This window comes from Pseudomonas sp. SH10-3B, assembly GCF_019891415.1.
GTDB lineage: Bacteria > Pseudomonadota > Gammaproteobacteria > Pseudomonadales > Pseudomonadaceae > Aquipseudomonas.
The window spans coordinates 118,832-142,967 of record NZ_JAFLXD010000001.1 but is presented as its reverse complement, the minus strand read 5'-3'; the positions used below and the strand labels follow the sequence as shown (position 1 = coordinate 142,967).

Annotated in this window: 21 protein-coding genes and 1 other RNA gene; 18 read left to right on the top strand and 4 right to left on the bottom strand. The window is 61.3% G+C overall.

Going from position 1 to position 24,136, the window contains the following annotated elements; translation table 11 throughout:
• The first annotated feature begins 4 nt into the window (after positions 1–4).
• The 3 genes from J1G35_RS00665 (at position 5) to J1G35_RS00655 (ending at position 4,482) form a co-directional block, all read left to right on the top strand.
• Positions 5–2,734, top strand: a complete 2,730-nt coding sequence (locus J1G35_RS00665; protein ID WP_223012940.1) for a LuxR C-terminal-related transcriptional regulator — start codon at positions 5–7, stop codon at positions 2,732–2,734.
• Between the two features lie 113 nt (positions 2,735–2,847).
• The gene (locus tag J1G35_RS00660) at positions 2,848–3,492 is read left to right on the top strand and encodes an MBL fold metallo-hydrolase (RefSeq protein ID WP_223012938.1); all 645 of its coding nucleotides are present in this window, start codon (positions 2,848–2,850) and stop codon (positions 3,490–3,492) included.
• Positions 3,493–3,708: 216 nt separating this feature from the next.
• The gene (locus J1G35_RS00655) at positions 3,709–4,482 is read left to right on the top strand and encodes an OmpA family protein (protein WP_053131457.1); all 774 of its coding nucleotides are present in this window, start codon (positions 3,709–3,711) and stop codon (positions 4,480–4,482) included.
• Positions 4,483–4,550: 68 nt separating this feature from the next.
• Here J1G35_RS00655 and J1G35_RS00650 read toward each other — a convergent pair whose 3' ends face one another.
• The 4 genes from J1G35_RS00650 to J1G35_RS00635 all read right to left on the bottom strand — a co-directional run bounded on the left by J1G35_RS00650 (position 4,551) and on the right by J1G35_RS00635 (position 7,997).
• On the bottom strand, positions 4,551–5,132 hold the full coding sequence (locus J1G35_RS00650) for a BON domain-containing protein (RefSeq protein WP_027604770.1): 582 nt from the start codon (positions 5,130–5,132) through the stop codon (positions 4,551–4,553).
• A complete protein-coding gene (locus J1G35_RS00645) occupies positions 5,129–5,722 on the bottom strand; it encodes a phosphoheptose isomerase (protein WP_007904374.1) in 594 nt (197 codons plus the stop codon). The genes J1G35_RS00650 and J1G35_RS00645 overlap by 4 nt, the downstream gene beginning before the upstream one ends.
• 92 nt (positions 5,723–5,814) lie before the next feature.
• Positions 5,815–6,186, bottom strand: coding sequence for a YraN family protein (locus J1G35_RS00640; RefSeq protein WP_053131454.1), 372 nt, complete (start codon positions 6,184–6,186; stop codon positions 5,815–5,817).
• Complete coding sequence (locus J1G35_RS00635) at positions 6,186–7,997, bottom strand: penicillin-binding protein activator (protein ID WP_223012936.1); 1,812 nt, start codon at positions 7,995–7,997, stop codon at positions 6,186–6,188. The genes J1G35_RS00640 and J1G35_RS00635 overlap by 1 nt, the downstream gene beginning before the upstream one ends.
• Positions 7,998–8,173: 176 nt before the next feature.
• On the opposite strand from J1G35_RS00635, the gene rsmI reads away from it, so the two are divergent.
• From rsmI to J1G35_RS00560, 15 genes are all read left to right on the top strand, one after another.
• The gene (gene rsmI / locus J1G35_RS00630; RefSeq protein WP_156338198.1) at positions 8,174–9,079 is read left to right on the top strand and encodes a 16S rRNA (cytidine(1402)-2'-O)-methyltransferase; all 906 of its coding nucleotides are present in this window, start codon (positions 8,174–8,176) and stop codon (positions 9,077–9,079) included.
• A 96-nt stretch (positions 9,080–9,175) separates the two neighbouring features.
• Positions 9,176–9,529, top strand: an RNA gene (gene rnpB, locus J1G35_RS00625) — RNase P RNA component class A.
• A 354-nt stretch (positions 9,530–9,883) separates the two neighbouring features.
• Positions 9,884–10,339 carry a division/cell wall cluster transcriptional repressor MraZ gene (gene mraZ / locus J1G35_RS00620; RefSeq protein ID WP_003171868.1) on the top strand — a complete coding sequence of 152 codons (456 nt, stop codon included), beginning with the start codon at positions 9,884–9,886 and terminating at the stop codon, positions 10,337–10,339.
• A gap of 2 nt (positions 10,340–10,341) precedes the next feature.
• A complete protein-coding gene (gene rsmH, locus J1G35_RS00615) occupies positions 10,342–11,283 on the top strand; it encodes a 16S rRNA (cytosine(1402)-N(4))-methyltransferase RsmH (protein WP_085989259.1) in 942 nt (313 codons plus the stop codon).
• Positions 11,280–11,573 (top strand): cell division protein FtsL, encoded by a 294-nt coding sequence (gene ftsL / locus J1G35_RS00610; protein ID WP_003216203.1) that lies wholly within the window; start codon positions 11,280–11,282, stop codon positions 11,571–11,573. Before rsmH ends, ftsL begins: the two co-directional genes overlap by 4 nt.
• On the top strand, positions 11,573–13,315 hold the full coding sequence (locus tag J1G35_RS00605; RefSeq protein ID WP_164673122.1) for a penicillin-binding protein 2: 1,743 nt from the start codon (positions 11,573–11,575) through the stop codon (positions 13,313–13,315). Before ftsL ends, J1G35_RS00605 begins: the two co-directional genes overlap by 1 nt.
• Entirely contained in the window at positions 13,315–14,778 is a 1,464-nt protein-coding gene (locus J1G35_RS00600; RefSeq protein ID WP_223012935.1) for a UDP-N-acetylmuramoyl-L-alanyl-D-glutamate--2,6-diaminopimelate ligase, read from the top strand. The genes J1G35_RS00605 and J1G35_RS00600 overlap by 1 nt, the downstream gene beginning before the upstream one ends.
• Positions 14,771–16,141, top strand: a complete 1,371-nt coding sequence (gene murF / locus J1G35_RS00595; protein ID WP_223012933.1) for a UDP-N-acetylmuramoyl-tripeptide--D-alanyl-D-alanine ligase — start codon at positions 14,771–14,773, stop codon at positions 16,139–16,141. The genes J1G35_RS00600 and murF overlap by 8 nt, the downstream gene beginning before the upstream one ends.
• Entirely contained in the window at positions 16,141–17,223 is a 1,083-nt protein-coding gene (gene mraY, locus J1G35_RS00590) for a phospho-N-acetylmuramoyl-pentapeptide-transferase (RefSeq protein WP_003171875.1), read from the top strand. Before murF ends, mraY begins: the two co-directional genes overlap by 1 nt.
• A 6-nt stretch (positions 17,224–17,229) precedes the next feature.
• Positions 17,230–18,576, top strand: coding sequence for a UDP-N-acetylmuramoyl-L-alanine--D-glutamate ligase (murD, locus tag J1G35_RS00585; protein ID WP_223012931.1), 1,347 nt, complete (start codon positions 17,230–17,232; stop codon positions 18,574–18,576).
• Positions 18,573–19,796 (top strand): putative lipid II flippase FtsW, encoded by a 1,224-nt coding sequence (gene ftsW, locus J1G35_RS00580; protein ID WP_053131437.1) that lies wholly within the window; start codon positions 18,573–18,575, stop codon positions 19,794–19,796. The genes murD and ftsW overlap by 4 nt, the downstream gene beginning before the upstream one ends.
• Positions 19,786–20,856, top strand: a complete 1,071-nt coding sequence (gene murG / locus J1G35_RS00575; RefSeq protein ID WP_053131434.1) for an undecaprenyldiphospho-muramoylpentapeptide beta-N-acetylglucosaminyltransferase — start codon at positions 19,786–19,788, stop codon at positions 20,854–20,856. The genes ftsW and murG overlap by 11 nt, the downstream gene beginning before the upstream one ends.
• Entirely contained in the window at positions 20,849–22,294 is a 1,446-nt protein-coding gene (gene murC, locus J1G35_RS00570; RefSeq protein ID WP_053131431.1) for a UDP-N-acetylmuramate--L-alanine ligase, read from the top strand. The genes murG and murC overlap by 8 nt, the downstream gene beginning before the upstream one ends.
• A complete protein-coding gene (locus J1G35_RS00565; RefSeq protein WP_223012929.1) occupies positions 22,291–23,247 on the top strand; it encodes a D-alanine--D-alanine ligase in 957 nt (318 codons plus the stop codon). Before murC ends, J1G35_RS00565 begins: the two co-directional genes overlap by 4 nt.
• Before the next feature lie 4 nt (positions 23,248–23,251).
• Positions 23,252–24,121, top strand: a complete 870-nt coding sequence (locus J1G35_RS00560; RefSeq protein ID WP_016974963.1) for a cell division protein FtsQ/DivIB — start codon at positions 23,252–23,254, stop codon at positions 24,119–24,121.
• Positions 24,122–24,136 lie beyond the last annotated feature (15 nt).

The following is a 24,136-nucleotide window of genomic DNA, read 5'->3' as shown; positions in this document are numbered from 1 at the left end:
GGCGATGACTGATCTGTCCCGAATCCAAGGGCCTGCCAGTAGGGTAATCCCGTCCCTGGAAGGTCGTTTCTACAGGCCTCCGCTGCCTGATGGCTATGTGCCGCGCCCCCGCCTGTGTGAACGGCTGAGCGCCGGCCTGGAAGGGCGGCTGCTGCTGGTCAGCGCCCCGGCGGGGTTTGGCAAGAGTTCGTTGGCGGTGGAGTTCTGCCAGGGCCTGCCGCCCCACTGGCAAAGCCTGTGGCTGGGCCTGAGCCCACGGGACAACGACCCGGGGCGTTTTCTTGAGCGCCTTCTCGAAGGGTTGCAGCACTATTTTCCGGCACTCGGCGCCCAATCACTGGGCTTGCTGAAAATGCGCCAGCGCCACCAACCCTTTGCGTTTGAAGAATGGCTTGATGGCCTGCTCGATGAGCTGACCGTCCACTTGTCCGCCCGTGCGCCATTATTGCTGGTGCTGGATGACTACCATCTGGCCCAGGGCCCCGTGCTCGACCGTTGCCTGCAATTTTTCCTCAACCACTTGCCCGATGGCCTGGTGGTGCTGGTCACCAGCCGCCAACGTCCGGACTGGCATCTGGCGCGCCTACGACTGTCACGGCATTTGTTGGAGTTGCACGAGCAAGACCTGCGCCTGACCCATGCCGAATCCCAGGCGTTACTGGATCGCCACAGCAGCGCCTTGAGTGGTGAAGCCCTCGACAACCTGATCCGTCGCAGCGAGGGCTGGGTGGCCGGTTTGCGCTTTTGGCTGCTGGCGGCTTCCGAAGCTGGCAATGACGGCGCCTTGCCGCAAGGCCTGCACGGTGGGGAAGGGCTGATTCGCGACTACCTGCTGGAAGAAGTGATCGACTGCCTGCCGCCCGAAGTGCAGGCGTTCCTGTTCGACACCGCGCCCCAGGACCGTTTTTGCAGCGAGCTATGCGATGCCGTTCGCGAAGCCCATGACAGCGCCGAAATCCTGCGTTACCTGCAAGCCCACCAAGTGTTCCTGGTGCCCTTGGACGACCAGGGGCACTGGTACCGTTATCATCATTTGTTTTCCGACCTGCTGCGCAGCCGCCGCGCGAGCAGCAATGTATTGCCGGCCGCCAGCCTGCACCTGCGCGCATGCCGGTGGTTCAACGCCCAGGGCTTGATCGACGAGGCGGTGGAGCAGGCGTTGCGCGCCGGGCACCTCGACGTGGCGGCCAACCTGGTACAGAACCTGTCCGAAGAACAACTGCTGGCCGAGCAGAATGTCGGCATGTTGCTGCGCTGGAAAATGGACTTGCCCGACAGTCTGCTGATCAGCACGCCGCGCCTGATTGTGCTGTACAGCTGGGCATTGGGGCTGGCCTGCCAGTTGGATGCGGCTCAGGAGTTATCGGCTTACCTCAGTCGCTTCCTGCCGGCGCCGTCTGCCACCGCGCAAAAGTCGATGCTGGCCCAATGGCTGGCGCTGAGCGGGATTATCGCCCGTGGCCGAGGTGATCGTGAATTGACTCAACGCTATTGCAGCGAGGCGCTGGAAAGCCTGCCGCAACGGCGTTACGGCCAGCGCCTGGTGTGTCTGTCGACCCTGTCCAACCTGGCCATCGCCGATGGCGATCTGTGGCGCGCCCGTGGCCTGAACCGTGAATCCCTGGAACTGGCGCAGCGGGTCGGCAACCCGTTGTTCGAAGCCCTGGCCCATTACGACCGTGCACGGGTGCTGCAGGCGCGTGGCGAAATCCTGCGCGCCCTCGATGAAGTGCGCCAGGGCCTGCAACGCCTGCACGGCCTGGCACCGCAGCGGCTGTATGCGGTGCGTGCGCGGCTGTCGCTCTACGAAGGCTATTTGCTGTTGATGCGCAACCAGCCTGAAGCCGGCATCGCCCACCTGCGCGCGGGACTGGCAGAGGCGCGTGCCTGCCGCGACATCAGCGTGCTGATCGGCCATTGCGTGATCGCCAGCTTTGAAGGGCGGCGCCATGACTTTCCCAAAGCCTTCGCCGAACTCGCCGAAGCTGAACGCTTGATGCATATCTGGGACGTGCCACCGATCTACTACCTGGCGATGATCACCCTGATCAAATGCGAACTGTGGCTGGCCCAAGGCCGTACCGACCTGGCGGATGCCTGGCTGACGCGGCTGGGACAGACCTACAACGGCGAAAAAGCCGCCGCGGCACCGGAATTCCACCCACACTTGCCGCAACATATCGGGCTGCAACAAGCTGCCCTCGACGCCACCCGCCATCAACCCCAGGCGGCGCTGGAGCGGCTCGAAGAACTGGCGCAACAAGCTCACGACAGTGGGCGCCAGATGATTGCCCTGATGGCGCTGACTCAGCAGGCGAAGTTGCTGCTGGAGTGCGGTCAGGAAGCCAAGGCGCGGCCGGTACTGGCCCAGGCGTTTGAGGCAGGCGCCGGGGGCGCTTTACAGCCGTTCCAGCGCTTGTTGGACGGGTATCCGGACTGGATGCGCGAGCAATTGGGCAAAGACCCGCAAGGTCCGCTGCACCAGAGCCTGCTCGCGCTTCTTCCAGCGGTGGTGGCGCCCGACGTTATGACCAGCCACGAAACCCTCAGCACGCGCGAGCTGGCGGTCCTGCAACTGATCGCCCAAGGCTGCTCCAACCAGGAAATCAGCAACCAGCTGTTTATCTCCCTGCACACCGTTAAGACCCATGCCAGTCACATCAATAGCAAACTGGGGGTGGAGCGACGCACCCAGGCGGTGGCGCGAGCCAAGGCGATGGGCTTGCTGGCGTGACTGCTGGGTGGTCTACGTTGCAGTCGGGCACGGAGTCAAAACGCTGCTCTTCAGGTCTGGCGCCGCGTCAACCATACTGTGCGGAATATGCCGTAAAGCCCGCAGGAGCACCGATGAATATTGAAAAAGCCGCGCTGATCCGCGAAACCTTTCCGGTCGGCCCGTTGCAGTGCAACTGCACGATCATTGGCGATCTCATTACCAAAAAAGCCATCGTGGTCGACCCGGGTGGCAACCATGAGCTGATCCTGGCACGTCTCGATGCGCTGGGGCTGAAAGTGGTGAGCATTATCCACACCCATGCCCATCTCGATCACTTCCTGGCCTCAGGTCAATTGAAGGAAAAGACCGGTGCCACCCTGCACCTGCATAAGGAAGACCAGTTTCTCTGGGACAACCTGGAGATGCAGTGCCAGATGTTCGGCGTGCCCTACACTCCGGTGCCGTCGCCGGATCGCTGGCTGGCCGATGATGAGGAGTTGGCCTGTGGGTGTGGTGTTGCGCTGCATACACCGGGGCACACGCCGGGCTCGATGAGCTTCTGGTTTGCCGATGCCAAGCTGCTGATCGCCGGGGACACGCTGTTTCGGCGCGGCGTAGGGCGTACGGATTTGTGGGGTGGGGACCAGGCGACGATTGTGCGTTCGATCAAGCAACGTCTCTACACGCTGGACGAAGGTGCGACGGTGGTGACCGGTCATGGCCCGGATACGCGCTTGGGGGATGAGATGCGTGAGAACCCGTTTGTGCGGGCGTGAAAGGAACAGTTCACACGGCAATCCGCTGTAGCAAAAACTCAGGCCGCGTTCAGCGTGTCTCTGCTACGGTTTCCGTAGCGGCGCAAGTCTCGAATGTTTTGTTACAGCTCGGGGCGCACCCGCGGAATTTTTACCGTTTGTCGCGTTCCAAACTCGGCACGGGTCCATTGCCAATGTCCTTTGCACCACACAATGCAAAAAGTAGGAGCTCTCTTCATGTTCACTCCGCGTCGTCTGCTTGTTGTCGCTACCGCTGTAGCCTTGTTATCCGGCTGCGCTTCACCTAATCCTTATGACGGCAGCAGCCAGGGACAGGCGAATAATGAATCCAGCGGTATGAGCAAGACCGCCAAGTACGGCGGCCTGGGGGCTCTGGCCGGTGCGCTGGCGGGTGCTGCCATCGACCATAACAACCGTGGCAAGGGCGCTCTGATCGGTGCAGTGGTTGCGGGTGCCGGCGCTGCGGGTTACGGCTACTACGCCGACCAGCAGGAAAAGAAACTGCGCGAAAGCATGGCCAATACCGGGGTTGAAGTTCAGCGCCAGGGCGACCAGATCAAACTGATCATGCCAGGCAACATCACCTTCGCCACCAACTCGGACGCGATCTCCAGCAGCTTCTACCAGCCGCTGAACAACCTGGCCAACTCCCTCAAGCAGTTCAACCAGAACACTATCCAGATCGTCGGCTACACCGACAGCACCGGCAGCCGCCAGTTGAACATGGACCTGTCCCAGCGCCGTGCCCAGAGCGTGGCCAACTACCTGACGTCCCAAGGCGTCAACGGTGCCAACCTCAGCGCACGCGGTGCCGGCCCGGATAACCCGATTGCCAGCAACGCCGACGTGAACGGTCGTGCGCAGAACCGTCGCGTTGAAGTTAACCTCGGCCCGATCCCCGGCCAGCAGTACGGCCAGCCAGGCGCACAGCAACAAGCGCCGCAGCAGAACAATCAGTTCCAGGGCAACCCGTACCAGCAATACCAATAAACGCTGGTCACTAAAAAGGGCGCCATGCAGTCAATGCATGGCGCCCTTTTTTATGGTTGCCGGTTACATCAGTCGATGTATTCGAACACCTTCACGATTTTCTGCACGCCGGACACACCTTGCACCAGGTTGGCTGCGCGCGTGGCTTCAGCCTGGGTCAGCAGGCCCATCAAGTAGACGATGCCGTTATCGGTGACGACTTTGATCCGCGAGCCGGGGATGGCGTTGTCGGTCAGCATCTGCGCCTTGATCTTGGTGGTCAGCAGGGCATCGTTGCTGATGGCCAGCAGGGTGATCGGGTCCATCACTTGCAGTTCGTTATGGACCTTCTTGACCCGCTGTACGGCCGAGGCAGCTTGTTCGGCTTGGGCCTTGAGGTCGGCGCGCGGCGTTTGGCCGGCGAGCAGTACCACGCCGTTGAAGCTGGTCACGACAATACGTGACGCGCCGTTGCCCAGGTCCGTGGCGGCTTTGGCGATATTGACTTCAACCTTGGTTTCGATCAACGAGTCGTCAATCTTGCTGCCGAAGGTACGGGTGCCCTTGTCATCCTGAATAGGGGTGTCACGTGTCGCAGTGATTGCCGTGCTGCAGCCGCTGATGCCGAGGCACAACGTAATGGCCAAAAGGCCGAGGCGGTTAACGGTCATTCTTCACTCCCAAACAGTTGGCTGTCGATCAGATCGCACAGGCAGTGGATCGCCAGCAGGTGGACTTCCTGAATACGTGCGGTGACATTGGCTGGGACGCGAATCTCAACATCTTCGGGCAGCAGCAGCGAGGCCATGCCGCCGCCGTCGCGTCCGGTCAATGCTACGACAATCATTTCACGATCATGTGCGGCCTGGATCGCTTGAATAATATTCGCCGAGTTACCGCTGGTGGAAATCGCCAGCAGCACATCGCCCGGTTGACCCAGGGCGCGGATCTGCTTTGAAAAGATTTCGTTGTAGCTATAGTCGTTGGCGATCGAGGTGATGGTCGACGAATCTGTAGTCAACGCGATGGCCGGCAGGCTTGGGCGCTCACGCTCGAAGCGGTTGAGCAGCTCGGACGAAAAATGCTGGGCATCGCCGGCCGAACCGCCGTTGCCGCACGAAAGCATTTTGCCCTCGTTGAGCAAGGCATTGACCATGACCTGACTGGCTTGCTCGATGTGCGGTGCAAGTACGTCCATCGCCTGTTGCTTGGTGTCGATGCTGGCCTGGAAAAGCTGGCGAATTCGGGATTGCATGTCCATCTGTGTGACCTTAAGTAGCGCGGCTGTTCGGCACAGAAATGTGCAGCCCGCAAAGCAAAGAGCAAAAGTGTGTGGTGAAGATGTCCGGTGAATCAGCTGTCGAAGGCATTTTGCAGCCAGTTCAGATCAACCTGACCAGACGGTGTGCTTTCCATGGCAACCACATCGAAACGGCAGGGGGCGTCGGCCCAGCGATGCTCTTTTTGCAGGAAAAACTGCGCGGCGAGTATCAGCTTCTGACGCTTGCGCTCGTCGATACTGGCGAGCGCGCCACCCCATTGTGCGTGTTTTCTGTAGCGGACTTCGACGAATACTACTGTATCGCCGTCAAGCATGACCAGATCAAGCTCGCCGCGTTTACACAACCAGTTCTGCGCCAGAAGGCGCAGACCTTGTTGTTGCAGGTATATCAGTGCTTGAAGTTCGGCATCCTTGCCGCTTTGTGCAGTGGACCGCTCGGGCATCAGCGCGGGGTGTCCGGCAGGCGTTGGATCTCGCCACCGACGAACTTCGCCCACGGCATCTGGCGGTCGACGCGCTGGTTGGCACTGATACCCAGGTTGCCCGAGAGGCCGTCAACCCGTGTATCCGGGAGTGCCTTCAACTGGCCCAGGCGTGGCGCCAGGCGGTAGGCGTCAACGCCCATCGCGTACAGGCGGCCAAGGCTGCCATTGGCTTGCGGCCATTGTGCGGCAACCTGGTTACGCAGCGGGTCGGTGGTGTTGAGCAACCAAGGGGTTTCGCAGAACATCACGTTGGTCATGTCCAGGTACTGGTTTTTGTCGCCGCTGGCGCTGAACACGTGGGACGTGGCGTACACGGGCACATCACCGGCGTACTGGAAGTTAAGGGTCGGTTTGATCTGCTGGGCCAGTTGCGGTGTGACGGCCAGGAAGATGAACTCGATATCCTGGCGACGCGACGGTTGCGCCGCTACGTCAGTGCCGACCGTGCTTTGCAGGCTCTTGGCGCGACCTTCGCTTTTACGCAGTTGGAACAGGTCGGCGATTTGCTGGGCGAGGGCGACGGGCTGGTCGACGTACTCGACACCGACAACCGTGCCACCGTTGGCTTCCCAATCCTGGCGGAAGGCCTTGTAGACACGCTCGCCCCATTCGCCACGGGGCACCATGGCAGCGGCGCGGTGCAGCCCATCGGCGCGGGCGCGGCGTGACACTTCGCGGGCTTCGTCTTCAGCAGCGAGGCCGAACTGGAACAGTTGCGGTGGGCTCTGGTCGGTCTCGCTGTAGTTCAGCGCGAGGGTGGTGATCGGCAATTGAGGACGAGCGCTAAGTTGTTTGACCAGCGGCTTCTCCAGCGGGCCGACCACCAGTTGCACGCCGGCGGCCTGGGCTTTGGCGTAGAAGTCGTCGATGGAGGTCAGACGCGAGCTGTCATAGAACTCAATGACCGGTGGCTTCTGCCCGGCTTGTTCCGCCTGGTAGTGCGCGGCCATGAAGCCTTCACGCAGCGCCTTGCCGACGGAGGCCAGCGGGCCTTCCTGCGGCAGCAGCAGGGCAATCTTGTTCAAGGGCTGGCTGGCCAGCTCCTTGAGCTTGGTCAGCGGGGTTGGCAGTTGCACGGCGGCCGGGTGGCCTGGGTTCTGTGCACGCCAGGTGTCGATAGCCGCCTGTTGTTGCTCAAGCGTACCGGCGCCCTTGACTGCTTGCGCCAGGGTAATCCAGCCGTCCAGGGTCGGGTTGCCGCTGGCTTGCAGTTGCTCGGCAGGCAGTGCGGCAATCAAGGTCCAGATGGCTTCGTGATTGCTGTTAGCAGCATCGCCGCTGAGCAATGGCGCCAGGGCGACGCGCTCACGAGCAGCGGCCAGCGTCTGGCCATCGGCTTCATAAGCGCGGGCATGCACGGTGCCGGTGCGGATCTGTTGTTCAGCCGGCAGCTCCTTCAGGCTCTGCAGGCTTGGATGGCTCAAGGCGGTCAACGCAGCCTTGGGTTGGTTGCGCGCCATGGCCAGTTCGGCGGCCAAGGTGCTGGCGAATACTTGCGCGGCGGGCTTGAGAACGTCCAAGGGCACCTGCGCAAGGATTTGCGCCGAGCGGCCTGGATTGTTCTGCTTGTAGGCCATGTCAGCCGCACTCAGGCGCAGCAATGCGGCCTTTTCTGGCGTCTTGGCGGTGGTGGCCTGTTCGAGCAATTGCTCGATACTGGCGTCCGGGGTCCGTGGAAGGTCGCCAAGGCTGGACGAGGGCGAGCTGGCACAAGCGGCCAGCAAGGCAGCGAGGCAGAGGGCGGAGAGCAGCCGCAGGCAAGCGATCATGTAAGTGTTCCTGATACCGATCAAATTAGCGTGGAATTGTACCCAAGCACTGGCCCAGGCGCGATGTTACTGGCGTGAAACCTTTGATTTAGGTCGTGCAAATGTTGCGATCAGCCAGAGGCGGCTGAAAAGGCATCGGCCTTGATGGCATATTTTCGAAGCGCCTACGCGCTACAATGTGGCTTTTGCCAACCATCGAGGTGTGCGTTTTGACTGCTCCAGGTCCTTTGAATTCCACTGCAGGCTCGCTTTTTGTCGTGGCGACGCCCATTGGCAACCTGGACGACATCAGTGCCCGGGCGCTGAAAGTGTTGCGCGAGGTTAAATTGATCGCGGCGGAAGACACTCGGCACTCCCAACGTTTGATGCAGCATTTTGGTATCAGCACGCCATTGGCGGCTTGTCACGAACATAACGAGCGCGAAGAAGGCAGTCGCTTCATCGTCCGCTTGCTGGCTGGCGATGATGTGGCGCTGATCTCCGATGCAGGCACACCGCTGATCTCCGATCCAGGCTATCACCTGGTCCGCCAGGCGCGGGCCGCTGGTATCAATGTAGTGCCTGTTCCGGGAGCCTGCGCGTTGATCGCTGCATTGTCGGCGGCGGGCCTGCCGTCGGATCGCTTTATTTTCGAGGGCTTCCTGCCCGCCAAGGCGGTCGGTCGTCGTGCGCGTCTTCAAGCGCTAAAGGAGGAACCGCGCACCCTGATCTTCTACGAAGCCCCCCATCGCATCCTTGAATGCCTGCAGGATATGGAGCTGGTCTTTGGTGGTGAGCGCTTGGCCCTGCTGGCCCGTGAGTTGACCAAAACCTTCGAAACCCTCAAGGGCCTGCCGCTGGAAGACCTGCGCGCTTTCGTTGAGGGTGACAGCAATCAGCAGCGCGGCGAGTGCGTGGTGTTGGTGGCTGGCTGGACTGCGCCGGAAAATGAAGACGCCGTAGGCAGCGAGGCCATGCGTATCCTGGACCTGCTGCTCAAGGAGATGCCCCTCAAGCGCGCTGCGGCGTTGGCGGCGGAGATTACCGGCGTACGCAAGAATGTGCTGTATCAAGTTGCGCTGGATAAACAGAAGGCCGAATAGTTCCGGGGTTAAACCGGTATTTCGTCCGAACGTGATGGCACTGCCGCACTTTTAATACTTGTCCTGAGGCCGCCGTGCCGTTAACCTGCGCGGCGGAGAGTCGATTGGACAGTCGCTGCCCTCTATGAAAATTAGGGGGGGGAGGAAAGTCCGGGCTCCATAGGGCGAAGTGCCAGGTAATGCCTGGGAGGCGTGAGCCTACGGAAAGTGCCACAGAAAATAACCGCCTAAGCGCTTCGGTGCCGGTAAGGGTGAAAAGGTGCGGTAAGAGCGCACCGCACGACTGGCAACAGTTCGTGGCTAGGTAAACCCCACTTGGAGCAAGACCAAATAGGGTCCCAAGGCGTGGCCCGCGCTGGGACCGGGTAGGTTGCTAAAGATGTCCAGTGATGGCCATCGTAGACGAATGACTGTTCAAGACAGAACCCGGCTTACAGATCGACTCTCCACCTTTTTCCTTCTGTCCGAATCTCGGGCAGAAAACCGGTAGTAACGCAAGAATCCCTCCCTGCCGAATCATTGGCAGATGCATCTTCGTAATACCAAAAAAATCTTACTCTTAATAAATTACTTTAACTTTGAGTTGTAGCTCTTTGAGCTATTTGTGCTTATCGAGCCAAAAATACCGCCTAACTCTGGTTTCTCCTCCTTTTACGCTCCTAAATCTCCGATCTGTAAGGCTTTTCCTTGAATCCGCGCCTTGACGGTGTGGTGGGCGCATTCCTATAGTGTGCGCAAGTGGCGGAAAGTGGCACAAAGTGGGTTTTTTGAACGTAAAACGCTAAAATTTGGAGAAACGCATCTGTGTTTCGCGGAGCTAACGCTATCAGTCTCGATGCAAAAGGCCGTCTCGCCATGCCGAGCCGGTATCGTGACGAGCTGATTTCGCGAAGTTCCGGGCAGTTGATCATCACCATTGATGCCGTTGACCCCTGTTTATGTGTTTACCCGCTCGATGAGTGGGAGTTGATTGAAACCAAGTTGCGCGCCCTGCCTTCATTGCGTGAAGAAAACCGCCGCCTGCAGCGTTTGCTGATTGGTAATGCCGTCGACCTCGAACTCGATGGCAGCGGTCGTTTCCTGGTGCCTCCGCGTTTGCGCGAGTACGCCAAGCTGGATAAGCGCGCAATGCTGGTCGGCCAACTGAACAAGTTCCAATTGTGGGACGAAGATGCCTGGGATGCTGTTTCTGCAGCTGACCTGGCTGCTATTCAACAACCGGGCGCTATGCCTGATGAACTGCGTGATTTGATCCTGTGACTATTGATAGCGGCTTTAACCACATCACCGTACTGCTTGACGAAGCCGTTGAGGCTCTCGCCGTACGCGCGGATGGCTGCTATTTGGATGGCACCTTCGGCAGGGGCGGGCATAGCCGGTTGATACTCAGCCAGCTCGGGCCCGACGGTAAACTCCTCGGGTTCGACAAAGACCCTCAAGCGATTGCCACCGGGCAAGCGCTAGCGGCCGAAGACGGCCGCTTTGTCGTTGTGCAGCGCAGCTTTGCCGAGTTGGGTGCCGAAGTCGCCGAGCGCGGCATGGCGGGCAAGGTGGCCGGGGTCTTGCTCGACCTGGGCGTGTCTTCGCCACAGTTGGATGATCCCGAGCGCGGCTTCAGCTTCATGAACGACGGCCCCCTCGACATGCGCATGGACCCCACTCGTGGCGTCAGTGCTGCGCAGTTCATTGCCACCGCGCCGGTGGAAGAAATCGCTCGCGTATTCAAGGAATACGGTGAAGAACGCTTCGCCGGCCGCATGGCCCGTGCCGTGGTCGAGCGCCGTGAAATCCAGCCCTTCGAACGCACCGCCGACCTGGCCGAAGTGCTGAAAGTCGCCAACCCTGCATGGGAAAAAGGCAAGAACCCGGCCACCCGTGCGTTCCAGGGCCTGCGTATTCACGTCAACAACGAATTGGGCGACCTGGAGGCTGGCCTTGAGGCTGCCCTCGAGGCGCTGGAAGTGGGTGGTCGCCTGGTGGTGATCAGCTTCCACTCCCTGGAAGACCGTATCGTCAAGCTGTTCATGCGTCGCCTCGTCAAAGGTGAGTCAGACAACCTGCCGCGCAATCTGCCGGTACGTTTCGAAGCCTTTGTGCCGAAAATCAAAATCCATGGCAAAGCGCAGTTCGCTTCCGAAGCCGAACTCAAGGCCAACCCACGTTCCCGTAGCGCCGTCATGCGCGTCGCGGAGAAGCTGCGGTGAGCAAGCTTTTCGCCAAGCCCCTCCCGGGCGGCAGCTTCTTTATGTTGCTGCTGTTTGTCGGCGTGCTGGTGTCCGCAATTGCGGTGTCCTACAGCGCCCACTACAACCGCCAACTCCTTAATACCCTCTATGGGGAATTGAGTGTGCGTGACAAAGCGCAGGCGGAGTGGGGCCGGTTGATCCTCGAGCAAAGCACCTGGACCGCCCATAGCCGCATCGAAGTGCTGGCCACTGAACAGCTGAAAATGCACATCCCGGGCGCGGCCGAAGTTCGCATGGTGGCGCCATGATGAAACTCGAAGGCGCCCTCTACCCATGGCGCTTCCGCCTGATGCTCGGCTTGCTGGCATTGATGGTCGGGGCGATTGCCTGGCGGATCATCGACCTGCAAGTGGTCGACCGTGACTTCCTGATCGGCCAGGGCGATGCCCGCAGCCTGCGTCATATCCCTATTCCTGCGCACCGCGGCCTGATCACCGACCGTAACGGCGAGCCGCTGGCCGTGAGTACGCCGGTGACCACCCTGTGGGCCAACGCCAAGGAATTGCAGGTTGCCAAAGACAAGTGGCCGCAACTGGCTGCCGCCCTGGGCCAGGACCCAAAGGCCTTGGCTGAGCGCCTTGAGGCCCAGGCAAATAAAGAATTTATCTACCTCGTTCGCGGCCTTACCCCCGAGCAAGGCCAGCAAGTGCTCGACCTTAAAGTCCCCGGTGTCTATGGCATCGAGGAGTTTCGACGTTTCTACCCGGCAGGTGAAACCACTGCCCATATGGTCGGCTTTACCGACATTGATGATCACGGTCGTGAAGGCGTGGAACTCGCCTACGATGAATGGCTCGCTGGGGTTCCCGGCAAGCGACAAGTCATCAAGGATCGGCGCGGCAGACTGATCAAGGATGTCCAGGTCACCAAAAACGCCAAGGCCGGCAAGCCCTTGGCGTTGTCGATTGATCTACGCCTGCAATACCTGGCCAACCGCGAGCTGCGTAACGCGATCATCGAGAACGGCGCCAAGGCCGGCAGCCTGGTGATCATGGACGTGAAGACCGGCGAGATCCTCGCCATGGTCAACCAGCCGACCTACAACCCTAACAACCGTCGCAACCTGCAACCGGCGATGATGCGTAACCGCGCGATGATCGACGTGTTCGAGCCGGGTTCGACCATGAAAGCCATCTCCATGAGTGCCGCCTTGGAAACCGGACGCTGGAAGCCCAGCGACAAGGTCGAGGTGTATCCGGGGACGTTGCAACTGGGCAAATACACCATTCGTGACGTGTCTCGTACTGAAGGTCCGGTGTTGGATTTGACAGGTATCCTGATCAACTCCAGTAACGTGGGCATGAGTAAGGTCGCCTTCGATATCGGTGGCGAAACCATCTACCACCTGGCGCAGAAGATCGGCCTGGGGCAACCCACCGGTCTGGATTTCCCTGGTGAGCGCGTCGGCAATCTGCCCAACTACCGCGATTGGAAAAAAGCCGAGACCGCCACGCTTTCCTATGGCTATGGCCTGTCGGTGACCGCAATCCAACTGGCCCACGCTTTCTCCGTGCTGGCCAACAACGGTCGCATGGTGCCGCTGAGCCTGATCCATGTGGATGAAGCACCGAAAGCCACACAGGTGATCCCGGAAAACGTCGCCAAGACCATGCAAGGCATGCTGCAACAAGTGATCGAAGCGCCGCGCGGGGTATTCCGTGCCCAGGTGCCGGCGTATCACGTGGCGGGCAAGTCCGGTACCGCGCGTAAAACGTCGGTCGGGACCAAAGGCTATGCCGAAAACTCCTACCGCTCGCTGTTCGCCGGCTTCGGTCCGATGAGCGACCCGCGCTACGCCATCGTTGTAGTGATCGATGAACCGAGCAAGGCCGGCTACTTCGGTGGTCTGGTCTCGGCGCCGGTATTCAGCAAAGTTATGTCCGGCACCTTGCGCCTGATGAACATCACGCCGGATAACCTGCCGCCGACCCAACAAGCGAACGCCGGACCACCGGCCGCAGCAGTAAAAGCCAATGGAGGGCGCGGCTGATGTCTCTTAGCCTCAACAAGATTTTTGCCCATGCCGGCCGCGATCTGCTGATTCGCGAGTTGACCCTGGACAGCCGTAACGTGCGTGCTGGCGACCTGTTCCTGGCGGTGCCGGGCGGCAAGTACGACGGCCGTGCGCACATCGCCGACGCCTTGCAGCGCGGCGCGGCGGCCGTGGCTTATGAAGTGGAAGGCGCCACCGTGCTGCCGATCACCGACGTCCCGCTGATTCCGGTCAAGGGGTTGGCCAAGCAGCTCTCCGATATAGCCGGGCGCTTTTATGGCGACCCGAGCCGCCACCTCAATCTGGTGGGCGTGACGGGCACCAATGGCAAGACCAGCGTGACCCAGTTGGTCGCTCAGGCCCTTGACCTGCTGGGCCAGCACTGCGGCATCGTCGGCACGTTGGGCACTGGCTTTTATGGCGCGCTGCAAAGCGGCCTGCATACCACGCCTAACCCTATTGCCGTGCAAGCGACCCTGGCCGACCTGAAAAAGGCCGGTGCCAAGGCGGTTGCCATGGAAGTCTCGTCCCACGGCCTGGACCAGGGGCGTGTCACCGCCCTGGCCTTTGATGTAGCGGTGATGACCAACCTGTCCCGCGATCACCTGGATTATCACGGCACCATGGAGGCGTACGCCGCCGCCAAGGCCAAGCTGTTTGCCTGGAATGACCTCAAGTGCCGGGTGGTCAACCTGGATGACGCCTTTGGCCGCCAACTGGCCGGCCAAGACAGCGAAGCGCGCCTGATCACCTACAGCCTGGAAGACTCCAGGGCGTACCTGTATTGCCGCGAAGCCCAATTCAATGACGAAGGCGTGCGTGCCACGCTGGTGACGCCTCAGGGCGAGCACCACTTGCGCAGCACCCTGCTCGGGCGTTTCAACCTGAGCAATGTGCTCGCCGCCATCGGCGCGTTGCTCGGCCTGGATTACGCCCTCGACGAAATCCTCAAGGTACTGCCGAAGCTGGAAGGCCCGGCCGGCCGAATGCAGCGCCTGGGTGGGGGGACTCAACCGCTGGTGGTGGTCGATTACGCCCATACCCCGGACGCGCTGGAAAAAGTCCTCGAAGCCCTGCGTCCTCATGCCAAGGGCAAGTTGCTCTGCCTGTTCGGTTGTGGCGGTGATCGCGATCGCGGCAAGCGTCCGTTGATGGCCGAGATCGTCGAGCGTCTGGCCGATGGTGTAGTGGTCACCGATGACAACCCGCGCAGCGAAGATCCGAGCCGGATTTTCGATGATATCCGCACCGGCTTCAAAGACGCCTCCAAGGCCACCTTCGTTGCTGGTCGCGGCGCGGCAATCGCCCAGTTGATCGCCAGTGCCAGTGCTGACGACGTAGTCGTGCTGGCCGGTAAGGGGCACGAGGATTACCAGGAAATCAATGGCGAGCGTCATGCCTTCTCCGATCTGGTCGAGGCCGATCACGCCTTGACCGCCTGGGAGGTCGCCCATGCTTAAGGCGATGACGTTCAGCGAACTGACCCAGGCCTTGTCGGCCCGCCTGCTGTCGAGCGATTGCAGCTTCAACGGCGTCAGCATCGACAGCCGGGCGATCAAGCCGGGGCAACTGTTTGTCGCCCTGGCCGGCCCGCGTTTCGACGGTCACGACTACCTGAATGAAGTCGCCGCCAAAGGCGCCGTAGGTGCCTTGGTACAGCGCGAAGTGGCCGAGTCCATCTTGCCGCAACTGCTGGTCGCCGATACCCGCCTGGCCCTCGGCCAACTGGGTGCGCTGAACCGCGCCGCTTTCGATAAACCCGTTGCCGCCATCACTGGCTCCAGCGGCAAGACCACGGTCAAGGAACTGCTCGCGGGTGTCCTGCGTACGCGCGGCCCCGTGTTGGCGACCCGTGGCAACCTGAACAATGATTTCGGCGCTCCGCTGACCCTGCTCGAACTCGCCCCGGAACACACGGCGGCAGTGATCGAGCTGGGTGCTTCGCGCATCGGTGAAATCGCCTACACCGTGGCGCTGACCAAGCCCCACGTTGCAATTATCAACAACGCCGGTACTGCCCACGTTGGCGAGTTCGGCGGCCCGGAAAAAATCGTCGAAGCCAAGGGCGAAATCCTTGAAGGCCTCGATGCATCGGGCACCGCAGTATTGAACCTGGACGACAAGGCCTTCGAGACCTGGCGTGTACGCGCCGCCGGTCGCAAGGTTCTGACGTTTGCCGTGCTTAACGCAGCGGCCGATTTCCATGCATCCAACATCACCGTCGATGCCCGTGGCTGCCCGTCCTTCACTTTGCATACCCCGCAAGGTGACGAACACGTGCAACTGAATTTGTTGGGCAACCATAACGTCGCCAATGCCCTGGCCGCCGCCGCTGCCGCCCATGCCCTGGGCGTGTCGCTGTTCGGTATCGCCACAGGCCTGGGCGCGGTGCAACCGGTCAAGGGTCGCACTGTGGCGCAGTTGGCAACCAACGGCATGCGTGTGATTGATGACACCTACAACGCCAACCCATCGTCCATTAATGCCGCTGTAGACCTGCTCAAGGGTTTTGACGGTCGCAAGGTGCTGGTACTGGGTGATATCGGCGAATTGGGCGACTGGGCTGAACAAGGCCACCGCGACGTCGGCGCGTATGCCGCAGGCAAGGTCGACGCCCTCTACGCCGTCGGCACGAACATGGCCCATGCGGTAAGCGCCTTCGGCCAAGGTGCGCGGCATTTCGCCACCCAGGCCGAGCTGATCCAGGCGCTGACTGCGGCTGAACAAGACAAACACACAACCATTTTGATCAAGGGATCGCGCAGCGCGGTGATGGAAAACGTCGTCGCGGCCTTGTGTGGCTCAAGTACGGAGAAACATTAATGCTGCTGCTGCTGGCTGAGTATCTGCAACAGTTCCACAAAGGCTTCGCGGTCTTTCAGTACCTGACCCTGCGCGGGATCCTGGGTGTGCTGACCGCGCTGTCTTTGTCGCTGTTTTTGGGGCCGTGGATGATCCGCACCCTGCAGAACCTGCAAATTGGTCAATCGGTTCGCAATGACGGCCCGCAGTCGCACCTGTCCAAGTCCGGCACCCCGACCATGGGCGGCGCACTGATCCTGTCGTCCATCGGTATCAGCACTTTGCTGTGGGCCGACCTGCATAACCGCTACGTGTGGGTGGTGCTGCTGGTGACCCTGCTGTTCGGCGCCATCGGCTGGGTCGATGACTACCGCAAAGTGATCGAGAAGAACTCCAAGGGGCTGCCAAGCCGCTGGAAGTATTTCTGGCAGTCGGTGTTCGGCCTGGCCGCCGCGATCTTCCTTTACACCACCGCGCCAAGCGCGGTGGAAACGACCTTGATCATTCCGATGCTCAAGGACGCCAGTATTCCTCTGGGCATCGGCTTCGTGGTGCTGACCTACTTCGTGATCGTGGGCTCCAGCAACGCGGTGAACCTGACCGACGGCCTCGACGGCCTCGCGATCATGCCGACGGTGATGGTCGGCGGCGCGCTGGGCATCTTCTGCTACCTGTCGGGTAACGTGAAGTTCGCTGAATACCTGCTGATCCCCTACGTGCCGGGCGCGGGTGAACTGATCGTGTTCTGCGGCGCCTTGATCGGTGCCGGCCTGGGGTTCCTGTGGTTCAACACCTACCCCGCACAAGTCTTCATGGGTGACGTCGGCGCACTGGCGCTGGGCGCAGCCCTGGGCACCATCGCGGTGATCGTTCGCCAGGAAATCGTGTTGTTCATCATGGGCGGTGTGTTCGTGATGGAGACCCTGTCGGTGGTCATCCAGGTAGCGTCCTTCAAGTTGACCGGACGCCGCGTATTCCGCATGGCGCCGATTCACCACCACTTTGAACTCAAGGGCTGGCCTGAGCCGCGTGTGATTGTCCGTTTCTGGATCATCACCGTGATTCTGGTCCTGGTCGGCCTTGCCACCCTGAAACTGAGGTAGAAACGAGTGTCCCTGATCGCTTCAGACCACTTCCGCATTGTTGTCGGCCTCGGCAAGAGCGGCATGTCCCTGGTTCGCTTCCTGGCGAACCGGGGCACGTCGTTTGCCGTCGCCGATACGCGGGAAAATCCACCGGAGCTGGTCACGCTGCGCCGTGACTACCCGCACGTGGAAGTGCGTTGTGGCGAGCTGGATGTCGAGTTTCTGTGCCGCGCCGATGAGCTCTACGTGAGCCCCGGCCTGGCCTTGGCCACGCCGGCCCTGCAAGCCGCAGCGGCCCGTGGTGTGAAACTGTCCGGTGACATCGACCTGTTCGCGCGTAATGCGAAGGCGCCGATCGTGGCGATCAGCGGTTCCAACGCGAAAAGCACCGTGACTACCCTGGTCGGCGAGATGGCGATGGCGGCCGGCAAGCGCGTGGCCGTGGGCGGTAATCTCGGCACGCCAGCGCTGGACCTGCTCAGCGACGACATCGAGCTGTACGTGATGGAGCTGTCGAGCTTCCAGCTGGAAACCACCCACGACCTGGGTGCTGAAGTGGCCACCGTGTTGAACGTCAGCGAAGACCACATGGACCGCTACAGCGGCCTGCCGGCGTACCACCTGGCCAAGCACCGGATCTTCCGCGGCGCCAAGCAATTTGTGGTCAATCGCCAGGATGCGCTGAGCCGTCCGCTGATGGGCGAGGGCATGCCGTGCTGGACCTTCGGCCTGAGCAAACCCGACTTCAAGGCCTTCGGCATTCGTGAAGAGAATGGCGAGAAATACCTGGCCTTCGAATTCCAGAACCTGATGCCGGTGCGCGAGCTGAAAATCCGTGGCGCCCATAACCAGTCCAATGCCTTGGCCGCCTTGGCCTTGGGGCATGCCGTGGGCTTGCCGTTCGACGCCATGCTGTCGAGCCTGCGCACCTTCGGCGGCCTTGAGCATCGCTGCCAGTGGGTTCGCGACCTGGACGGCGTCAGCTATTACAACGACTCCAAGGCCACCAACGTGGGGGCCGCATTGGCCGCCATCGAAGGCCTGGGTGCCGATGTCGAAGGCAAACTGGTGCTGATCGCCGGTGGCGACGGCAAGGGTGCCGATTTCAAAGACCTCAAGGCACCGGTGGCTGCGCATTGCCGCGCCGTGGTGTTGATGGGCCGCGACTCCGATTTGATCGCCGCCGCGCTTGGCGACGTCGTGCCCCAGGTGCGTGCCACCTCCCTGGACGACGCCATTACCCAGTGCAAAGCCCTGGCTCAACCAGGCGATGCGGTACTGCTGTCGCCGGCGTGCGCCAGTTTCGACATGTTCAAGAACTACGAAGAGCGCGGCCAGTTGTTCGCCCGCGCCGTGGAGGGCTTGGCATGAGCATTGATTTCAGAAACATCATCAAGCCGTACCCGTCGCCGATCATCACCGGGCGCGGCATCGACCTGGATTTCCCGATGCTCGCCGGTTGCCTTGCGCTGCTGGGCCTGGGCCTGGTGATGATCACCTCGGCCTCTTCCGAAGTGGCCGCCGTGCAGTCGGGCAACACCCTGTACATGATGATCCGTCACCTGGTGTACCTGATCATCGGCTTGGGCACGTGCATCGTGACCATGATGATCCCGATTGCCACCTGGCAACGCCTGGGTTGGCTGATGCTGATCGGCGCGTTCGGCTTGCTGATCATGGTGATCCTGCCCGGCATTGGCCGCGAGGTGAACGGCTCGATGCGCTGGATCGGCTTCGGTGCGTTCAACGTGCAACCGTCGGAAATCGCCAAGGTGTTCGTAGTGATCTACCTGGCCGGTTACCTGGTGCGTCGCCAGAAAGAAGTGCGCGAAAGCTGGATGGGCTTCTTCAAGCCATTCATCGTGCTGCTGCCCATGGCCGGCCTGTTGCTGATGGAGCCTGACTTCGGTGCCACCGTCGTGATGATGGGCGCGGCGGCGGCGATGCTGTTCCTCGGCGGCGTGGGCTTGTTCCGCTTCAGCTTGATGGTGGTGCTCGCGGTGGCTGCCGTGACCATTCTGGTACAGGCGCAACCCTACCGGATGGCGCGTCTGATCACCTTTACCGACCCTTGGTCCGACCAGTTCGGCTCCGGCTATCAATTGACCCAGGCACTGATCGCCTTCGGTCGTGGCGAATGGTTGGGCGTAGGCCTGGGCAACAGCGTGCAGAAGCAGTTCTACCTGCCGGAAGCGCACACCGACTTCGTGTTCTCTGTACTCGCCGAAGAACTCGGCGTGGTCGGCTCGCTGTGCACCGTCGCGCTGTTCGTGTTCGTGTGTGTACGCGGCATGTACATCGGCTTGTGGGCCGAGAGGGCCAAACAGTATTTCGCCGCTTACGTGGCGTACGGCTTGTCGTTCCTGTGGATCGGCCAGTTCCTGATCAACATCGGGGTGAACGTCGGCCTGCTGCCGACCAAGGGCCTGACCTTGCCGTTCCTCAGTTACGGCGGTAGTTCGTTGGTGATCTGCTGCGCCTGTCTTGGCTTGTTGCTGCGCATCGAGTGGGAGAGTCGAACCCACCTGGGCAGCGAAGAGATGGAGTTCAGCGAAAGCGACTTCGCCGAGGAGCCGACCCATGGGCGCTAACGTGCTGATCATGGCGGGCGGCACCGGGGGCCACGTGTTCCCGGCCCTGGCGTGCGCGCGGGAATTCCAGAACCGTGGCTACACCGTGCACTGGCTGGGTACACCGCGCGGTATCGAAAACGAGTTGGTGCCTAATGCCGGTCTGCCGTTGCATCTGATCAACGTCACGGGCCTGCGTGGCAAGGGCAAATTGTCCCTGCTCAAGGCACCGTTCGTGTTGCTCAAGGCAGTGTGGCAGGCGCGCAAGGTCATTCGTGAATTGCAGCCGGTATGTGTGCTCGGCTTCGGTGGTTATGTGACCGGCCCAGGTGGCGTCGCCGCCAGACTTGCTGGCGTGCCGGTGATCGTGCACGAGCAGAACGCCGTGGCCGGTACCGCCAACCGTTTGCTGGTGCCGTTGGCTGCGCGGGTGTGCGAAGCGTTTCCCAACACCTTCAGCGTCTCGGATAAGCGCCGTACCACCGGCAACCCGGTGCGCACTGAGCTGTTTATGGACATCGCCCGTGAAGCACTCGCAGGGCGCAAGGCGCACCTGCTGATCCTGGGCGGAAGCCTGGGCGCCGAGCCATTGAACAAGTTGCTGCCGGAAGCCGTGGCGCAACTCCCTGTGGAATTGCGCCCGGAGATCTTCCACCAGGCCGGCAAGAACCACGATGAAGTCACCGCCACGCGTTATCGCGAAGCCGGTGTGGAGGCCAATGTGCAGCCCTTCATCAAAGACATGGCCCATGCCTATGGCTGGGCCGACCTGGTGGTCTGTCGCGCTGGTGCGCTGACCGTCAGTGAACTGGCCGCCGCCGGTCTGCCGTCCTTGCTGGTGCCTTTGCCCCACGCCATCGACGATCACCAGACCCGCAACGCCGAATATTTGGCCGGGGAGGGCGCTGCCTTCCTGCTGCCGCAAAGAACGACTGGCGCCGCCGATTTGGCCGCACGCCTGACCGAGGTTTTGATGCAACCGGAACGACTCAACAACATGGCGAGCACCGCAAGCCGCCTGGCCAAACCTGACGCAACCCGCACCGTGGTCGATATCTGCCTGGAGGTGGCTCATGGTTGAGAATCAGAAAGCCATGCCACAGCCGGAAATGCGCCGCATCCGTCGCATCCACTTCGTCGGTATAGGCGGCGTGGGCATGTGCGGTATCGCCGAAGTGCTGCTGAACCTGGGTTACCAGGTGTCTGGCTCGGACTTGAAAGAGTCGCCGGTCACCGAGCGCCTGAAGTCCTTTGGCGCGCAGATCTTTATCGGCCACCGCGCCGAGAACGCCGCCGAGGCCGACGTGCTGGTGGTGTCCAGCGCCGTGAACACCTCCAACCCGGAAGTGGCTACTGCCCTTGAGCGCCGCATTCCCGTGGTACCTCGCGCCGAGATGCTCGCCGAGTTGATGCGCTATCGCCACGGCATCGCCGTCGCCGGTACCCATGGCAAGACCACCACCACCAGCCTGATCGCCTCGGTGTTCGCCGCTGGTGGCCTGGACCCGACCTTCGTGATCGGTGGCCGTTTGAATGCAGCCGGCACCAATGCCCAGCTCGGCACCAGCCGTTACCTGATCGCCGAAGCCGATGAAAGCGATGCCAGCTTCCTGCACCTGCAACCGCTGGTCGCCGTGGTCACCAACATCGACGAAGACCACATGGCTACCTACGACGGTGACTTCAACAAGTTGAAGAAAACCTTCGTCGAGTTCCTGCACAACCTGCCGTTCTACGGTTTGGCCGTGGTGTGCCTGGACGACCCGGTGGTGCGTGAGATCCTGCCGCTGGTCAAGCGTCCGACCGTGACCTACGGTTTCAGCGAAGACGCCGACGTGCGCGCGATCAATGTGCGCCAGGAAGGCATGCAGACCTTCTTCACCGTGCTGCGTCCCGACCGTGAACCTCTGGATGTCTCGGTGAACATGCCGGGCAACCACAACGTATTGAACTCCCTGGCGACCATCTGCATCGCCTCCGATGAAGGCGTCAGCGATGAAGCCATTGTCGAGGGCCTGTCGCGCTTTGCCGGTGTCGGCCGGCGCTTCCAGGTCTACGGCCAGCTGCCGGTGGAAGGTGGTGACGTGATGCTGGTGGATGACTATGGTCACCACCCGACCGAAGTCGCTGCCGTGATCAAGGCCGTGCGCGGTGGTTGGCCTGAGCGCCGTCTGGTGATGGTCTACCAGCCGCACCGCTACAGCCGTACCCGCGACCTGTACGACGACTTCGTCAATGTATTGGCCGATGCCAACGTATTGCTGCTGATGGAGGTCTACCCGGCGGGCGAAGAGCCGATTCCGGGCGCCGACAGCCGCAAACTGTGCAACAGCATCCGCCAGCGTGGCCAGTTGGACCCGATCTACATCGAGCGTGGTGTGGACCTGGCACCTATCGTCAAGCCGCTGTTGCGGGCTGGTGACATTTTGCTGTGCCAGGGCGCCGGTGATATCGGTGGCCTTGCCCCTAAATTATTGGCGAGCCCACTGTTTGCCGCCGAGAAGGGGACGTCGAAATGACCACTGACTACGGCTCCCTGTTTTCGACAATCGCGCCAGCCGACTTCGGCCGCGTAGCAGTGCTGTTCGGCGGCAAGAGCGCCGAGCGCGAAGTGTCGCTCAAGTCCGGCAATGCCGTGCTCGAAGCGCTGCAAAGCGCCGGTGTGAATGCGTTCGGGATCGACGTGGGCGATGACTTTCTCGCCCGCCTGCAGGCCGAGAAAATCGACCGTGCCTTTATCATCCTGCACGGCCGTGGCGGCGAAGATGGCAGCATGCAAGGCCTGTTGGAATGCGCTGGCATTCCTTATACCGGCAGCGGCATCCTCGCTTCGGCACTGGCCATGGACAAGTTGCGCACCAAGCAGGTGTGGCACAGCCTGGGCATTCCAACACCGCGTCACAGTGTCCTGTGCAGCGAAGACGATTGTATTTCTGCAGCCAAGGAACTGGGCCTGCCTTTGATCGTCAAACCAGCCCATGAAGGCTCCAGTATCGGCATGGCTAAAGTGAACTCGGCCGCCGAATTGATCGACGCATGGAAAGCGGCAAGTACCTACGATTCGCAAGTGTTGGTGGAACAGTGGATCCAAGGTCCCGAGTACACCATCGCCACCCTGCGTGGCCAGGTATTGCCGCCTATCGCATTGGGCACGCCCCACACCTTTTACGACTACGACGCCAAGTACCTGGCCTCCGATACCCAGTATCGGGTGCCATGCGGCCTTGACGCAGCCAAGGAACAGGAATTGATGGACCTCACGGCAAAAGCCTGTGAGGCGCTGGGTATCGCCGGTTGGGCGCGGGCAGACGTGATGCAGGATGACCAAGGGAATTTCTGGTTCCTTGAAGTCAACACTGCACCGGGCATGACCGACCACAGCCTGGTACCTATAGCCGCTCGCGCAGCCGGCCTGGATTTCCAGCAGTTGGTGCTGGCAATTCTGGCCGCCAGCATTGAGCCAAGAGGCTAAGGACATGAAAGGCGCATCGCTTCGTCATCAGCCTCCACAAGCACCGAGCCGCAAGCCGGTGCCACGGGGTGCCAGTCGAATGGTGGCTAAAGAGCCGATGTCGGCGCGCCTGCCGAAAGCCAACTTTGGTTTCCTCAAGGCGCTGTTCTGGCCGGTGTTGCTGGTGGTGTTGGGCTTCGGCACTTACGAAGGCGCGCAGCGTCTATTGCCGTATGCCGACCGGCCGATCACCAAGATCAGCGTGCAGGGCGACTTGAGCTACATCAGCCAGCAAGCGGTGCAGCAGCGTATCGGCCCGTACCTGGCCGCGAGCTTCTTCACCATTGACCTGGCCGGTATGCGCGCAGAGCTGGAACAGATGCCGTGGATCGCCCACGCCGAAGTCCGCCGCGTCTGGCCGGACCAGGTGACGATCCGCCTGGAAGAACAACTGCCCGTGGCCCGTTGGGGCGATGAGGCGCTGTTGAACAACCAGGGCCAGGCGTTCACCCCGCGTGAACTGGCCAACTACGAGCACCTGCCGCAGTTGTTCGGGCCGCAGCGGGCGCAGCAGCAAGTGATGCAGCAGTACCAGGCCCTGAGCCAGATGCTGCGGCCTATGGGCTTCTCCATTGCACGCCTGGAATTGCGTGAACGGGGTAGCTGGTTTTTGACGACCGGGGCAGGCAGTTCCGGCCCGGGCATCCAGTTGTTGCTGGGACGCGACCGCTTGGTGGAAAAGATGCGCCGCTTCATCGCCATCTATGACAAGACCTTGAAAGAACAGATTACGAACATTGCGAGCGTCGACCTGCGTTACGCCAACGGCCTTGCCGTCGGCTGGCGTGAACCGGCTGCGCCCACGGCAGCGCAACCCGCTGTCGCGAAGAATTAAGAAGAGGCAGGACCC

Coding starts and splice junctions, on each gene's coding strand:
- J1G35_RS00665 (WP_223012940.1), top strand. CDS start 5: ATGACTGATCTGTCCCGAATCCAAGGGCCTGCCAGTAGGGTAATCCCG.
- J1G35_RS00660 (WP_223012938.1), top strand. CDS start 2,848: ATGAATATTGAAAAAGCCGCGCTGATCCGCGAAACCTTTCCGGTCGGC.
- J1G35_RS00655 (WP_053131457.1), top strand. CDS start 3,709: ATGTTCACTCCGCGTCGTCTGCTTGTTGTCGCTACCGCTGTAGCCTTG.
- J1G35_RS00650 (WP_027604770.1), bottom strand. CDS start 5,132: ATGACCGTTAACCGCCTCGGCCTTTTGGCCATTACGTTGTGCCTCGGC.
- J1G35_RS00645 (WP_007904374.1), bottom strand. CDS start 5,722: ATGGACATGCAATCCCGAATTCGCCAGCTTTTCCAGGCCAGCATCGAC.
- J1G35_RS00640 (WP_053131454.1), bottom strand. CDS start 6,186: ATGCCCGAGCGGTCCACTGCACAAAGCGGCAAGGATGCCGAACTTCAA.
- J1G35_RS00635 (WP_223012936.1), bottom strand. CDS start 7,997: ATGATCGCTTGCCTGCGGCTGCTCTCCGCCCTCTGCCTCGCTGCCTTG.
- rsmI (WP_156338198.1), top strand. CDS start 8,174: ATGTGGCTTTTGCCAACCATCGAGGTGTGCGTTTTGACTGCTCCAGGT.
- J1G35_RS00605 (WP_164673122.1), top strand. CDS start 11,573: ATGAAACTCGAAGGCGCCCTCTACCCATGGCGCTTCCGCCTGATGCTC.
- J1G35_RS00600 (WP_223012935.1), top strand. CDS start 13,315: ATGTCTCTTAGCCTCAACAAGATTTTTGCCCATGCCGGCCGCGATCTG.
- murF (WP_223012933.1), top strand. CDS start 14,771: ATGCTTAAGGCGATGACGTTCAGCGAACTGACCCAGGCCTTGTCGGCC.
- mraY (WP_003171875.1), top strand. CDS start 16,141: ATGCTGCTGCTGCTGGCTGAGTATCTGCAACAGTTCCACAAAGGCTTC.
- ftsW (WP_053131437.1), top strand. CDS start 18,573: ATGAGCATTGATTTCAGAAACATCATCAAGCCGTACCCGTCGCCGATC.
- murG (WP_053131434.1), top strand. CDS start 19,786: ATGGGCGCTAACGTGCTGATCATGGCGGGCGGCACCGGGGGCCACGTG.
- murC (WP_053131431.1), top strand. CDS start 20,849: ATGGTTGAGAATCAGAAAGCCATGCCACAGCCGGAAATGCGCCGCATC.
- J1G35_RS00565 (WP_223012929.1), top strand. CDS start 22,291: ATGACCACTGACTACGGCTCCCTGTTTTCGACAATCGCGCCAGCCGAC.
- J1G35_RS00560 (WP_016974963.1), top strand. CDS start 23,252: ATGAAAGGCGCATCGCTTCGTCATCAGCCTCCACAAGCACCGAGCCGC.